15 protein-coding genes and 1 pseudogene are annotated in these 14,954 nt (G+C 40.1%); 14 read left to right on the top strand and 2 right to left on the bottom strand.

All coding sequences use genetic code 11. The annotated features are described in order from the left end of the window. Positions 1-582 precede the first annotated feature (582 nt). From LI162_RS11855 to LI162_RS11815, 9 genes and pseudogenes are all read left to right on the top strand, one after another. Positions 583-828 carry a DUF6870 family protein gene (locus tag LI162_RS11855; protein WP_016286640.1) on the top strand — a complete coding sequence of 82 codons (246 nt, stop codon included), beginning with the start codon at positions 583-585 and terminating at the stop codon, positions 826-828. Between the two features lie 129 nt (positions 829-957). Continuing rightward, positions 958-2,631: a recombinase family protein gene (locus LI162_RS11850; RefSeq protein WP_227156692.1), complete on the top strand. Its 1,674-nt coding sequence runs from the start codon at positions 958-960 to the stop codon at positions 2,629-2,631. Next, a complete protein-coding gene (locus tag LI162_RS11845) occupies positions 2,632-4,287 on the top strand; it encodes a recombinase family protein (RefSeq protein ID WP_215660908.1) in 1,656 nt (551 codons plus the stop codon). It abuts the gene before it with no gap. Next, complete coding sequence (locus LI162_RS11840) at positions 4,280-5,842, top strand: recombinase family protein (RefSeq protein ID WP_227156690.1); 1,563 nt, start codon at positions 4,280-4,282, stop codon at positions 5,840-5,842. The genes LI162_RS11845 and LI162_RS11840 overlap by 8 nt, the downstream gene beginning before the upstream one ends. Positions 5,843-6,127: 285 nt before the next feature. Continuing rightward, entirely contained in the window at positions 6,128-6,334 is a 207-nt protein-coding gene (locus LI162_RS11835) for a helix-turn-helix domain-containing protein (RefSeq protein ID WP_054753198.1), read from the top strand. Continuing rightward, the gene (locus LI162_RS11830; protein WP_117827324.1) at positions 6,324-7,181 is read left to right on the top strand and encodes a KilA-N domain-containing protein; all 858 of its coding nucleotides are present in this window, start codon (positions 6,324-6,326) and stop codon (positions 7,179-7,181) included. The genes LI162_RS11835 and LI162_RS11830 overlap by 11 nt, the downstream gene beginning before the upstream one ends. 558 nt (positions 7,182-7,739) lie before the next feature. Next, on the top strand, positions 7,740-7,877 hold the full coding sequence (locus LI162_RS11825; RefSeq protein ID WP_181986626.1) for a hypothetical protein: 138 nt from the start codon (positions 7,740-7,742) through the stop codon (positions 7,875-7,877). After that, positions 7,877-7,960: pseudogene (locus LI162_RS11820) on the top strand (SEC-C metal-binding domain-containing protein); the annotation flags it as partial. The gene LI162_RS11825 and the pseudogene LI162_RS11820, both read left to right, overlap by 1 nt. Next, entirely contained in the window at positions 7,939-8,259 is a 321-nt protein-coding gene (locus LI162_RS11815) for a hypothetical protein (protein ID WP_118175833.1), read from the top strand. The pseudogene LI162_RS11820 and the gene LI162_RS11815, both read left to right, overlap by 22 nt. Here LI162_RS11815 and LI162_RS11810 read toward each other — a convergent pair. Further along, the gene (locus LI162_RS11810) at positions 8,220-8,567 is read right to left on the bottom strand and encodes a helix-turn-helix domain-containing protein (protein WP_117541096.1); all 348 of its coding nucleotides are present in this window, start codon (positions 8,565-8,567) and stop codon (positions 8,220-8,222) included. The two genes, LI162_RS11815 and LI162_RS11810, sit on opposite strands and share 40 nt — an antisense overlap. A 171-nt stretch (positions 8,568-8,738) precedes the next feature. On the opposite strand from LI162_RS11810, the gene LI162_RS11805 reads away from it, so the two are divergent. The 5 genes from LI162_RS11805 (at position 8,739) to LI162_RS11780 (ending at position 14,190) form a co-directional block, all read left to right on the top strand. Next, a complete protein-coding gene (locus LI162_RS11805) occupies positions 8,739-9,734 on the top strand; it encodes an asparaginase (RefSeq protein WP_117541094.1) in 996 nt (331 codons plus the stop codon). A 671-nt stretch (positions 9,735-10,405) separates the two neighbouring features. Further along, positions 10,406-11,866: an NAD(P)/FAD-dependent oxidoreductase gene (locus LI162_RS11795; protein WP_227156688.1), complete on the top strand. Its 1,461-nt coding sequence runs from the start codon at positions 10,406-10,408 to the stop codon at positions 11,864-11,866. Between the two features lies 1 nt (position 11,867). Continuing rightward, on the top strand, positions 11,868-13,133 hold the full coding sequence (locus tag LI162_RS11790; RefSeq protein ID WP_227156686.1) for an NAD(P)/FAD-dependent oxidoreductase: 1,266 nt from the start codon (positions 11,868-11,870) through the stop codon (positions 13,131-13,133). Positions 13,134-13,137: 4 nt separating this feature from the next. Further along, a complete protein-coding gene (locus tag LI162_RS11785) occupies positions 13,138-13,506 on the top strand; it encodes a DUF1667 domain-containing protein (protein WP_020437061.1) in 369 nt (122 codons plus the stop codon). A 117-nt stretch (positions 13,507-13,623) separates the two neighbouring features. Next, positions 13,624-14,190: a glycerol-3-phosphate responsive antiterminator gene (locus LI162_RS11780; RefSeq protein WP_227156684.1), complete on the top strand. Its 567-nt coding sequence runs from the start codon at positions 13,624-13,626 to the stop codon at positions 14,188-14,190. Between the two features lie 4 nt (positions 14,191-14,194). Here the strand turns inward: LI162_RS11780 and LI162_RS11775 are convergent, their stop codons facing one another. After that, entirely contained in the window at positions 14,195-14,863 is a 669-nt protein-coding gene (locus LI162_RS11775) for a restriction endonuclease (protein WP_196020534.1), read from the bottom strand. Positions 14,864-14,954 lie beyond the last annotated feature (91 nt).

Here is a 14,954-nt window from a genome sequence, read left to right as displayed (position 1 = left end):
AAAGATTCGCATTGAAGCGAATAAAGCACTTGACATTCGCATGAAAGCGAATTAAAATGGCAGTATAATAAAGGTTCGCATGAAAGCGAATGTGCAGATGAGGATAAATATATTTTGCAAATTATTGCAAAATTAGGTTGGTAAAATCATTCTGTCAGGCTTTATTAGTGAGAGGATTTTTTTGAAGAGAACAACATTTTGGTGTTTCTAGGCTGTAATAAGTGAAAGGATATTCAAAAAACTCTCTTTTGTACCTTGAAAATTACATGAGCTGTATAATCTGATTCCACAGATGCCATAACCCTGTAAAGGATTTTACGGGCGAGCGTCAAAGATACTCCGGAAACGGCTGGTAAGTTTGCGAAGAAGCTACCAGCATTCAGAAATATTCTGATAGAGGTTGGCAGTAACGCTGACAGCAGATTATACGAATGGAAGCCAACACGCCGAACGGAATATGCAATGCTATAACAATAGATAAACTGTGAGAACAAAATACGAAAAGGTAAGGTGATGCAATTGAGAAAATTGCAGGTATAGGACAACTGATACAAAGAATATGTTGGAAAAGAGGTGAGCATCATGGTGAATCAGTCAGTAATAGATTCCAGTGTTAATCTGGAGCAGTTAAAGGACATTGAAGATTTAATTCCTGATATGGATAAAGCTATTTCTGAAAAAGTGGAAACTTTTCTGGATAAATCTGGCGATCAGCCGTATGCTCACATGAATGAAGGGTATGTGGTAGTCGTGGAAATGACAGGAGAAATGGATGCTACAGATGCGATCAGTGATTATCTAAGAAAAAGAACGGAGTTGATGTATTAGATGCAAGTCTTGAAAAAATATCTTGCGAAGCTACAGATGTTATGTTAATGTGAAGTCAGGGAAAATGAACGTGATACATGGTTTCTGACTTCAAATTCAATGGAATAAGTAAGTTGGGAGCGATGTAAAATGGAACAAATGCAAATGAATATGCCAGATATGTACGATGCTGCATTGTATCTTCGGTTATCGAAAGATGATATGGAAGAGGGAGGTGCGAAGTCAGAGAGCAACAGCATTGCAAATCAGAGAGAGTTACTTCGGAGCTTTGTAAAAAGCCAGCCGGATATTCAGATCTTTGATATATATGTGGATGACGGATACTCAGGAGGAAATTTTGACCGACCTGAGTTTAAACGAATGACAACTGATATAGAAGCTGGAAAAGTAAACTGTGTGATTGTAAAAGACTTATCCAGATTCGGAAGAGAGTATATAGAAGCCGGGCGATGGATCGAAAAGACCTACCCGGCTTTAAATGTGCGTTTTATTTCAGTTACAGACCAGTTCGACAGTAAAACAGCAGATTTTTCAGAGAAGTCATTTGTAGTTCCAATCAAAAATTTTGTAAATGAAAGCTATTGCCGGGACATTTCCAGTAAAGTGCGAAGCCATCAGAAAATCAAACGTGAAAAAGGTGAATTTATTGGAGCATTTGCCCCGTATGGTTACTGCAAAGATCCGGAGAATAAGAACTGTCTGGTGATTGATTCTTATGCAGCAGATATTGTAAGAAAAATATTTTCATGGAAAATTGATGGGTTCAGTCTTGGAGCAATCGCAGAAAAACTGAATGTACGTCATGTGCAGTCGCCAAAAGAATATAAAAAGGCAAATGGCGAGAATTATAATTCTGGATTTCACAGCTCAGACACACCGAAATGGTCGGCAGTGCAGATCAAAAGGATTCTGACAAATGAAGTCTATATTGGAAACATGGTACAGGGCAAGCAGGAACGAATCAGCTACAAGGTAAAACAACGTTTGGATAAGCCAGAAGCAGAGTGGGTGAAAGTAGAAAATACGCATCCGGCAATTATCAGGCAAAATGATTTTGACGTAGTGCAGAAGCTGCTTCAATATGATGGCAGAGCATCAAAAACATCAGACAGTGCAAACTTTTTTTCGGGATTTGTGTTTTGTGGAGATTGCAAGACACCGATGATACGCAGGGTAAATCAGTATAAGGGGAAGAAAAAAGCTTTTTATATCTGCCAGACAAAGAATAAAGGTGGAGATTGTACCAGACACAGTATTCCGGAAGAGGTGCTGAAAAGAATTGTGTTGAAAGAGATTCAGGCATATACGGCACTTTTTATAGACTATCAGATGATTATGGAAGAACTTTGTGAGATGCAAGTCAGTTACGATCAGGTAATTGGTTATGATACACAGATTAGTAAGTTACAGGAAGAATATAACCGCTATTACAGTCTGAAAGCATCTTTGGGTGATGACTTGAAAGAGGGACTGATCAGTAAAGAGGAGTTTGATGATTTTCGGGAAAGTTACGGAAGAAAATGTGAAGAACTGGAGCAGATGATTGAAAATCAGAAAAAGCTGGTAAAGCAAATGTTTGAGGGTGGAGTGTCTGCAACTGTTCAGTTGGAGGACTGGAAGAAATCACTGGAAATCAAAGAACTGGATCGCACATTGCTGGCACTGACCGTAGATAAAATCTATATTTATGAAAATAAGCAAATTAAAATTCACATCCGTTATCAGGATATGATTGAGAAAATGAAAGTCATAAGACGGTTTTATGCGGAACACCGGACAGAGTGCAGGAAAGAGGTGGGATAAATGGCAAGGACAGCAAAAAGATATAAGAAAAACACAGAGAAGAAAGTTCTTGGGATTCCGGTATGTATGGCTGCAATTTATGCCAGATTATCCGTAGACAGTGATGAAAAAAAGTCGGAATCTATTGAAACACAGGTTACGCTGATAAAAGAATTCATTCAGAAGCACAATGAAAATCCAGACAGAGAGTATGAGATTGCTGTATATGACATTTATTCTGATCTGGGAAAAACTGGAACAAATTTTGACAGACCGGGATTTGAACGGATGATGAATGATGTCAGGGCAGGTAAAATAAACTGTATTCTGGTAAAGGATTTCTCACGATTTGGAAGAAATTACATCGAAACTGGTAACTATCTGGAAAAGATTCTTCCTTTTATGAAAGTACGGTTTATTTCTGTATGTGACAACTATGATTCATTTGCACCTGGTGCTAAGAATCAGGAATTATCCATGAATATCAAAAATCTTGTGAATGATGCTTATGCGAAAGACATTTCTGCAAAAGAACGGGCTGCGAAACGTATTGCACAGAAAAATGGTGAATATGTGGGATCTACAGCTCCATACGGATATCGTGTGGAAAAGGTAAATGGGATTTATAAGTTGATTGTGGAACCGGAATCTGCAAAGATTGTCCGTAGGATTTTTGAAGAATATGCTTCTGGAGATGGTATACAGAGTATTATTGACAGGCTGTTTGAGGATGGAGTACATCGTATTTCAGACTATAACCAATATCATCATGTGTACTGTAAGGACGGAGAAAAGCTTCATCAGTGGGGAAATTCTTCGATACGTGCGGTGTTGAACCGAAATAATTATTATGGTGATCTGGTTCAGAGAAAATATGAATCCAGATTTCAAAGAGGTGAAAAATGGTGTGATATACTGGATGAAAGCCAGTGGATTATTACGCCAAATGCCCATGAGCCGATTATCAGCCGAGAACTGTTTGACAAAGCACAAGTCAGGTTAAAAGCAGCACAACAGAAAACAACAAAAACTACGGCAGGATGGGAAGAGGATGAAAGAGCATTTTATAATGTATTCTATTGTGGAGACTGCAAGCGGAAAATGTGTACACGCAGATACAGAGGCAATGTGTATTATTTTTGCAACGCTGCTCAGTATCGGGATGAAAGGAAATGTAGTCATAAATCTATCTCTGAAGAAAAATTGCAGAAAATTGTCCGCTCGGAGCTGACCAGACAGTTTCAGTTATCTGGCTTACGGAAAAAGGATATGTCTGCTATAAGCAGTGTGGTATTTCTTTCCAAAATCAAAGAAGTTCAAACAGAAATCAGAAAACTGGATGTAGATATGGAAAAACGTTCAGAAAAACTGGCACAGGCATTTATGCAATATAAAGAGGGGGAACTTTCCAAAGAAGCCTATATAGAAATGAAAGATGACCGTAATAGCTGGAAAGAGTTCTGCGAAGAGAGAAAGAAGTCTTTAGAGCAGACCATACGAAAGCTGGAAAAACAGCAGAAAGAAGAAGCCAGATTTTTACGAAGCCTGCTGGAGCTGGATGGGACAACCAGAATCAATGCGGAATTTGCAGAAGGCTTGATTGAAAGTATGTATCTATATGGTGATGGCAAACTGGAAATCAACTTCGGGTTTAAGGGGGCGGTAGAACATGAGTGATCAGAAACTGATTATTGGATATTACCGCCTTTCCATGGAAGATGACTCAGAGGGAGAAAGTAACAGCATTATTAATCAGAGAAAACTGGTAAAAGATTATATTTCCAATATTCCTGAACTGGTGGCTATGCCCTTTCAGGAGTTCTACGACGATGGATATTCTGGTTCCAGTATGGAACGTCCGGCAATTAAGCAGGTTCTGGAACTTGCCAGGGAGAATAAAGTGCAGTGTATTGTAGTAAAAGATTTTTCACGTTTTGCCAGAAACTATATTGAGATGGGAACTTATCTGGAACAGATTTTTCCATTCCTGGGAGTACGATTCATTTCTATCTCAGACCGATATGATTCTAAAGATTATAAGGGAAAGAGTTCGGATATTGAAGTACAGTTTAAAGGACTGATAGCAGATTTTTATGTGAAAGACCAGTCCGTAAAGGTAAAAGCGGCAGTCAGTACCAGACGAGGAAAAGGTGAGTATTGCTGTGGCTCTGCACCGTATGGGTATCGAATCAATCCTGAAAATAAGAAAGAACTGGTGATTGTAGAGGACGAAGCGGAAGTGATTCGCAGAGTATTTGAACTGACCAATCAGCGATATTCCAAGATGGAGATTTGTAAGTTATTCAATGAAGAGGGTGTATTGACTCCCTTGCAGTCTATGAGCAGACGACAGAAATCAGACAGCAAGAAAGCTGCATCAAGAGGATTGCAGTGGACGAGTGATATGATACGGAAGATTGTGGATGATAAGACTTATATAGGCTGTATGGTCTATGGAAAGACAAAGATTCCAGATCCCGGAACAGGGAAAGAAGTACCAGTGCCGAGAAATCAGTGGAAAGTGATGGAAAACCATCACGAGCCGATCGTATCAAAAGAGGTCTTTGAGAAAGCACAGTCTCTGCAGATCAGATACACCAAGAAAAGCAAATTTGACAGGGAAACAACACTATTAGGTGGCTATGTAAAATGCGGGAATTGTCGCAGAAGTCTGACTTCAAGCAGTCCTGTTCATGGTCATATCCTTTATAGCTGTGCTTACAGTAAAGGAAAAGAAGATACAGCGTGTTTTGCCGGGAAAGCGGATAACAAAATGCTGGAGCATATCGTGCTGGCAGAAATAAAGGCTTACTTACGTCAGAATATCAGCCAAGAACAGATGCAGCAATCCATGAGAAAACAGCATGAGGACAGTATAGAAGCCTATAAGACGGAAAGTGCAGATTGTGAAAAGTGTCAAGAACAAATAAAAATCCAGAACCGCCAGAACTACGAGAAGTATCACGAGGGACAGATGAACCAGAACCAGTTTATGGAAGCCAAGAAGCAGTTGGAAGAAGAAAGAGAACGACTGCAGAAACGTGTACAGGAACTGGATGAGTTGATAAACGACGAGAAAGAAATCCTGATGAAAAAGAATATTCCGGTGGAGAAAATGTTGAAGTATCTAGGCTATGAGAAGCTGACACGAGAGATGCTGGAAGAATATGTGCAGGGAATATATGTGTATGATGACGGGAGAGTGGAGGTGGAGTGGAAATCACTGACTTGATTTGTAGCAATAATGTAACGTCCACTACTACTGAACTTGTAGCAATGACGTTACATCCTCCCTGCTGATTTTGTGACAACAATATAACGTCCTCTGTTCCCAAACAACGGTTTTATTGGAAAAATCGAGGAAAAAAGGTCAAAAAGTTTGTAGCAATGGCTTGACATCCTCGGGGAGATTATGCCTTTCAGAGAGCATACCAAAATGAAGATGATAGATGTTGTAATAAATGAAAAAATATGTTACGATACATACACAATGTGTAAATGAAAAAGGGGAGAGAAAATGGAAATAAAAGATAAAATAAAAGAATTACGAGAAAGTACCGGAATGAACAGAAAGGAATTTTGTAAATATTTTGAAATCCCATACAGAACAGTAACAGAGTGGGAACGAGGAACCAGAAAGATGCCGGATTATGTATTACGTTTGCTGGCGTATAAAGTAAAGATGGATGATCTTATTGTAAAGGAAGATGTGAATGAAGAATAAAGTAATTGAAGTACAAAATGTGCATATTTCAATTTCGAAACAGAAGTTAGATGATTACATTTGCATTACAGATATTGCTAAGGCTAAATCAGATTCTGTCAGGGCAGCAGATGTGGTAAGAAATTGGTTAAGAAATCGTGGTACTTTGGAATATTTGTCTGTATGGGAACAGATATATAATCCCAATTTTAAAGTGTTCGAATCCGAACACTTTAAAAAGCAAGCAGGGTTATTGACTTTTACACCTAGTGTTTCGGAATGGGTAAATGAAACAAATGCCATTGGATTATATGTGAAACGTGGAAAATATGGTGGCACATATGCACACAAAGATATTGCATTTGAATTTGCATCTGCAATCAGTCCGGTATTTAAACTATATCTGATAAAAGAATTTCAACGGTTAAAGGAAGAAGAAAACAATTCTGAACAAAAGGAATGGGATGCAAAACGTTTTTTAAGTAAAAATAATTATCTGATCCAGACGGATGCTGTAAAAAGATACTTGCTTCCTCAAATGAATTACAGAGAAAACCTTCAATGGCTGGCATATGCGGAAGAAGCAGACATATTAAATGTAGCATTATTTGGATTTACGGCGAAAGCATGGAGAGAGGCAAATCCTGAACTTGCAAAGAAAAACAATGTCAGAGATTTTGCAACAATTAATGAATTAACAGTTCTATCCAATCTGGAATCACATAATGCACAGATGCTGCGTGAAGGAAAAGAAAAAGGAGAAAGATTCAAAATATTACAAGAGATTGCTGAATATCAGCTGAATGTCTTGAATGCAGCTGAAGAGATCAAAATGATAGAGAGTGATGGAGCACTGTCAGAGGTATGAACCACCGGGTGAGTATTTTGTAAAATGTTTTGCTTATGTAGCTTATTTTATAAAGGTTGAATTGTCATTGCCATTACCATTGCCAATGGCGATGATAACGGCAATGAAAGTGGCGATAATATGACAATGACGTTACATCCTCCCCACTGATTTTGTGACAACAATATAACGTCCTCTGTTCCAAAACAACGATTTTATGGGAAAATCGAAGGAAAAAAGGTCAAAAAGTTTGTAGCAATGACTTGACATCCTCGGGTGTATTATGCCTTTCAGAGAGCATACCAAAGTAACTGCCTTTTTGTGAAAAAATAGTTGAATTAAAGTGCCTTTTATGTATATGCTGATATGGGTAGGGAAAAGTTATATTGCAGATACAGGACTTTTGGTGGCACATTATTTTATGGATGATAAATTTACAGATAACGAGTTATACAGATAAGAGAAAATAATCCGCCTGTAACAAAGGAATCTTATGACAAACTAATCGATGCAGGATATTCTGCGAGAGAGGCGAAAGAAAAAATAGGTGCGATTGTAATAGAAGAAATTTATGATGTAATGAAAGAAAATCAGCCCTATGATGAAAAAAGATATACGCAGGCGTTACGGAACATGGTACAGCAGTGTATAGACTATGAAGATACACATGAAATTCTGACAGAATGGGACGAATGGGGATTCAGCAGCCGATTGTAAAAGAGAAGAAAGTGTATCCAAATGATCCCTGTCCATGTGGCAGTGGAAAAAAATATAAGAAATGCTGTGGAAGAAAAAAGTAAGTGGAGAATATTTCAGCTGGGAAAGTTTTTTTGCAGCAGTTTTAATAGAAGAGACAAAAGACAGTTATATGGCATATACAAAACGAAAAATAAATCCGGCCTATTTAGACAAAACAATGAGTGGAGCTATTTTAAAACAGATGGGTAAAATTAAGCGAGAAGAAATGATAAATGATAGGAAAATCATATTAAAATTAGTGGGAATTAAAGAACAGTTTGTTTTAATGGAAATATTTTATATAAAAAACAAACTGTTTTTTTATCCCCTTTTTTCTTTGCGGTTCAGTTCTCGTGCATAAGCCAGGATCCGGTCTTTTATGTCGTGATTTTGCTGAAGAGTTTCTACCAGAGAATATAACTCCGGAGATTCGGAACGTGAAATAACGATATAATCACAATTCATGACATCTGAAGTTCCATATAAAAAGTCAATATTGCAATGAAAAATCTGAGCAATATAAGATACTGACGGATAAGAGGGTTCGCGTTCTCCTTTTTCATAGCGGCCGTAGGTCATGGCGGAAATATTAAGTTGGCGGGCGGCCTCGGCTTTGCTGATATTCATAGATGTTCTTAATTGAATTAAACGGTCAGGACGAAATTTCACTGTGATCACCTCTTGATCATAACCATTGGTTATGATATTGTAAAGTATAAGTGTAACCTATGGTTATTATAAGAATTATGTGCAAATAAAGCAAGAAAAATAAAGAGTATAACAGTTAATCAGGGGAATTGTTTATAGTGATGATTATACAGAAATAAGGAGTGGAAAACAATGAAGAAAATCTTATTTGTTGCAACCGGTGGTACGATTGCATCGAAAAAAACAGAAAATGGTCTGACTCCGCAGATCACGCCGGAAGAATTGATATCTTATATCCCGGAGGTGGAGAAGATTTGTGAGATTACAGCCGTGCAGCCCTTTAATCTGGACAGCTCCAATGTAGTGCCGGAAAACTGGAGCATGCTGGTAAAGGTTATACGGGAACATTATGATGCATTTGATGGATTTATCATAGCGCATGGCACCGATACGATGGCCTATACGGCGGCTGCACTTTCCTATATGATTCAGAATTCGCCGAAGCCCATTGTCATCACCGGTGCACAGCGTCCGATCAATCTGGATATTACCGATGCCAAAACAAATCTTTCGGACAGCTTTTACTATGCCTGTGACGATGCTTCCCAGGGGGTACAGATCGTGTTTGACGGAAAGGTGATCGCGGGAACACGAGCAAAAAAAGTGCGGACCAAGAGCTATAACGCGTTTTCCAGTATTGATTTTCCGTATCTGGCTGTGATACAGGATCGCCGGATTCTGCGGTATCTGCCGATGCTGCCATATGAAAAACCGGTGCGGTTTTATGAGAAGTTAAGTGATAGTGTTTTCTTATTAAAATTAATCCCTGGTATTCAGCCGGTGCTTCTTCCGGTAATTTTCGAACATTACGATGCGATTATCGTGGAGAGTTTTGGCGTCGGTGGGATTCCGTCCAGTATCAAGGATATGTTTTATGAACTTTGTCAGAAATATCCGGAAAAAATGATCGTCCTGTGCACGCAGGTTGCCCATGAGGGAAGTGATATGACGGTTTATGAAGTTGGACATGAAATGAAAAAACTGTGCAATGTACTGGAGTCTTACGATATGACACCGGAGGCGGTTGCAGCGAAGACCATGTGGCTGCTGGGAAATCGGCCGATGGACCATGAAAGCAGAGAAAAAGCATTTTATAAGCCGGTGAATTATGATACGGTGTGGTCATGATCTGTGAACCGGTAGATACCGCAGATACATCAGCAGAAGATGCAAACTTACCAACAATAAGCAAATCTACTGCACTGTACATAGCCTGTAGAAAGAGTGCCAGCAATACAGGAACTGCAAACAGAAGTAACGGCTGCATGATTTTTCCTTCGGTAAATGATGTGTTTTTTTCCATGTACTGAAATTCCTCCTTGTATAATTGATTTTGTTGAAAATTCAGTCGAATCAGGCAGATAACAAAAAAGCTGAATAAGAAAGCGGACATTTCAGTCTGCCATCTTATCCAGCTATTGTTTCTGATCGAACAAATCACCCTCCGATGAACAAAACGATTATATACTACATATTTTTGAATGTCAATTATGATTTTTATATGATCATCTGAAATAACATAACCAGTGTTACTGTTCACTCCCGTGTCAATCACTCCGCTGATTGACACGGAGGATGCATGTTTTGGCTTGAATGCATCTCGCCCCATCGTGTGAACAGTAACTATACTGATGTTCATAGGTAACTCTGAGTATATTTGGGATTGATTCTTCTGAAAAATGTGCTAGAATAAAGAAAAGACGAATATTAGATACCAGAGATTTGAGCAAGGTAGATGAAACGACAGGAAGTCGTTTTATTTGCCTTGCTTTTTTGTGTGATAAAGGAGAGGAATGGATATGTTTGATGTTGTTATTATTGGTGCAGGAGTGACAGGTAGCGCGATTGCCAGAGAGGTTTCCAGATATAAGTTGAATACGTGTGTGATTGAAAAGGAAGAGGATGTCTGTAATGAGACATCCAAGGCAAACAGTGCGATCATCCATGCGGGATTTGATGCAGTTCCGGGAACGATGAAGGCAAAGTTAAATGTGATGGGAAATGCGATGATGGACAGAATCGCAGAAGAGCTTGACATTCCATTTAAGAGAAACGGCTCTTTGGTCGTATGTACGAAAGAGCAGGATCCGGAAGGACTTCAGGTTTTAATGGAGAGAGGTAAGAAAAATGAAGTTCCTGGACTTCAGATTTTAGACAGAGAGGCTCTGATCGAGAAAGAGCCGAACCTGGCAGATGATGTGACATGTGCACTGTGGGCTCCAACCGGAGGAATCGTTTGTCCATTCCATATGACAATGGGATATGCGGAAAATGCATACGAGAACGGTGTTCGTTTTTTCCTGAATACAAAAGTTGAAAAACTGGAAAAGACAGGAGAAGGATTTAGAGTTCAGGTTCATCACGCAGATACTGGTGTTGATGAGACAATCGAGACAAAACTTATTGTTAATGCAGCAGGAGTTTACGCTGATGAGATCAATAATCAGCTTTCAGACAGAAAGCTTCATATTACAGCCCGTAAAGGGGAATACATGCTTTTGGATAAGACAGTTGGAGATTATGTGAAGAGTACAATCTTCCAGCTTCCATCGAAAATGGGAAAGGGAGTACTGGTCACACCGACAGTTCACGGCAATCTGCTTGTAGGCCCTACAGCAGTAAATGTAGAAGATAAAGGTGCTGTAAACACGACAATGGATGGTCTGGATCAGATCGCAAGAGTTTCCTCTCATAGCGTTAAGAATGTTCCGCTTCGTCAGGTGATTACTTCTTTTGCAGGTCTTCGTGCACACGAGGATGGAGATGACTTTGTAATTGGTGAATCAGTGGATGTAAAAGGACTGATCAATGCAGCAGGCATTGAATCTCCGGGACTTTCTTCAGCACCGGCAATCGGTGTTACGGTTGCAGAACTTGTAAGAGACCTTTTGAATGCAGAAGAAAAGTCTGATTTTAATCCGGTGAGACATGGGATTTTAGATCCGGATACGCTTTCTCTGGAAGAGAGAAATCAGCTGATCAAAGAAAACCCGGCTTATGGAAATATTATCTGCCGCTGTGAGATGATCACAGAAGGAGAAATCCTGGATGCAATTCACCGTCCACTCGGCGCACGTTCTCTGGATGGCGTGAAGCGCAGGACAAGAGCCGGCATGGGGCGTTGCCAATCAGGATTCTGTTCTCCGAAGGTTATGGAGATTTTGGAAAGAGAAGTCCCAATGCCGGTTGATCAGATTGGAAAAAACGGCGTTGGATCAGAATTTATCGTAGGTGAAAATAAAGAACTGGAGGATGAGTAAAATGAAAACATATGATTTAATCATAATTGGTGGAGGTCCTGCAGGACTTGCGGCAGCAGTCGCAGCAAAAGATAACGGAATTGACAACATTTTGATTTTGGAAAGAGATAAAAGTCTCGGAGGCATTTTGCAGCAGTGTATTCATAATGGGTTCGGTTTGCATACATTTAAAGAAGAACTGACAGGACCTGAGTATGCAGCACGTTTTATTGAGCAGGTAGAAGAACGTGGTATTGAATATAAATTAAATACAATGGTCATGGACATTTCACCGGAAAAGGTAGTAACAGCCACAAATCGTGAGGACGGGATTCTGCTTCTTCATGCAAAGGCAATTATCCTGGCGATGGGATGCAGAGAGCGTTCCAGAGGAGCTTTAAATATTCCGGGATATCGTCCGGCCGGAATTTATTCTGCCGGAACGGCACAACATCTTGTAAATATGGAAGGGCTTATGCCGGGAAAAGAAGTTGTGATCCTTGGATCCGGTGACATCGGTCTGATCATGGCGAGACGTATGACACTTGAAGGGGCGAAGGTGAAAGTGGTTGCAGAGCTGATGCCTTATTCCGGTGGATTGAAGAGAAATATTGTACAGTGCCTGGATGACTTTGAGATTCCACTGAAGCTGAGTCATACAGTGATCGATATAGAAGGAAAGCATCGTGTAGAAGCTGTTACGATTGCAGAAGTCGGACCGGACCGCAAGCCGATTCCAGGAACAGAGGAAAGATATACTTGTGATACGTTGCTTCTTTCCTGTGGACTCCTTCCGGAAAATGAGCTTTCAAAAAGCGCAGGAGTAGAACTTTCACAGGTTACTTCAGGTCCGGTCGTAAATGATTCACTGGAAACAAGTGTGGACGGCATCTTCGCATGTGGAAATGTATTGCATGTGCATGATCTTGTGGATTTTGTATCTCAGGAGGCAGCGACAGCAGGAAAGAACGCAGCCACTTATATAAAGGCAGGAGAAAAGGACGTGCAGGCAGAAATGCTTCCGATTTCTCCGGAAGGCGGAGTGCGCTATACTGTACCATCCTTTGTAAGACCTTCCGAAATGGAAGAAAATCTGACAGTTCGTTTCCGTGTCGGAGATGTATTTAAGAATAAGTCGATTGCAGTGTATTTTGATGATCAGCTGATCAGCAAGAAGAAACGTCAGGTGATGGCACCGGGTGAGATGGAGCAGGTAATCCTGAAGAAAAAGAAACTGGAAGAATACCCGGAGACAAAGAAGATTACGATTCGGATCGAGGAGGCATAAGAAAATGAGTGAGAGAGAATTAATCTGTATCGGATGCCCGATGGGATGTCCGATCGTTGTAAAAATGGAAGACGGAAAAGTTGTATCCGTTACAGGAAATACGTGTCCACGTGGAGAGGCGTATGCAAGAAAGGAAGTAACTGATCCAACGCGTATTGTAACGACTACAGTTCGTGTCGCAGACGGAAAAGTACCAATGATCAATGTGAAGACAGAGCATGACATTCCAAAAGATAAGATTTTTGACTGTATCGCAGCACTTCGCGGCGTAACAATCAAAGCTCCGGTTCACATTGGAGATATTGTGTTGGAAAATGTGGCAGGTACAGGTGTAAATATCGTAGCTGCCGGAAATGTGGATGCAGTACACTAGACGATAGTGAAGGAGATATAGTATAATTTATGAAACAGATGCCAGATACAAGTACTGTTGTTCACAGTTTCTGTGTCTGGCATTCATTTGATCTTAGCTGAACAAAGGAGAATTGAAATGAATTATAAATTTCTGGATGCGTTGGAGGTATCCCCTGTGATTGCAGCGGTAAAAGATGATGAAGGAGTAGATGCCTGTCTGAAAAGTGAAAGCCAGGTTGTATTTATTTTATATGGAGACATCTGTACAATTCCGGAGATTGTTTCTAAAGTAAAAGCAGCAGGAAAACTGGCGGTAGTACATCTAGACTTGATCCATGGGCTGGCATCGAAGAACATTGCAGCAGATTTTATCAAAAAATATACAGAAGCGGATGGTGTAATTTCCACAAAACCGACGATCATTCATCGAGCGAAGGAACTTGGAATGCTCACGGTATTGCGCGTATTTTTGATTGATTCTATGGCTTATGAAAATGTGAAAACACAGGTAACGGCAGCAAAACCGGATGTGGTAGAGGTTCTTCCGGGAATGATGCCGAAGGTGATCGGACAGATCTGTAAAGATCTTCCGGTACCTGTGATCGCCGGAGGAATGATCCGGGAGAAGGAAGATGTAATGGCACTTCTTAAGGCAGGAGTAACCAGTGTATCGTCTACGAATCCGGAAATCTGGTTTGAATAAGCTTTTATTTTTTCATCTTCTTTAATTTCAGCCGCCCGGCATGAAGCATGTATACAACTGCAGGAATTAAGGAGAGCAGTTGTGTGTATGTATAATCTGTTGCCAGAGATACAGGTGAAAGCACAACATGGAATGCAAGGAAGAGGAAAGCTCCGGCGGTAATTAGATTACAAAGGAGATACTTCCAGCCGAAGATTCCTAAAGCAGAGGCTGTCAGGAGTGCCACCAGCGATATCGTATCAAGTGAAACCGGCAAATGAATAAAATCATATTTTGCAGAAAAAAGTGTCAGGATCGCGTAAAGGAAAAGAAGCAGGTTCAATAATCCCATGATCTTGAACAATAAACTGTAAAAAGGTGTGACCGGGCAATCCGGCCACAATTCTACATCCAGTTTTTCAGCAAGTTCAATCGCGGAGCGGGTGAATGTTGTGTTTGTCATTACGATGACCTTGTCACAGTCATAAAAATTTGCACCGGCATAAGCTTCCTGGACTGCTTTGTTACCAACGGGATACGTGTAATACTTACACTGTATCCCGTATTTTTTTCTGTGTTTATAGGCAATGATGTCAACGCCTTGATCCCCAGAACTTTTAGTAACTTCTATTTTTGAAAAATGTTTTCTTTTTAGTATGATCGCACACTGTTCTTCGAACTGATATCCATCCATGTGTTGCTGCTTCTCCTATATGCTGTCTGAAATCATGATGTTGGGGTCAAAAGGTATTTTGACCCCTATGATACACGGATTGCTTCGCATT

Source organism: Mediterraneibacter sp. 210702-DFI.3.120 (assembly GCF_020561005.1).
Taxonomy (GTDB): domain Bacteria; phylum Bacillota; class Clostridia; order Lachnospirales; family Lachnospiraceae; genus Mediterraneibacter; species Mediterraneibacter faecis.
This window is presented reverse-complemented; position numbering and strand designations above follow the sequence as displayed.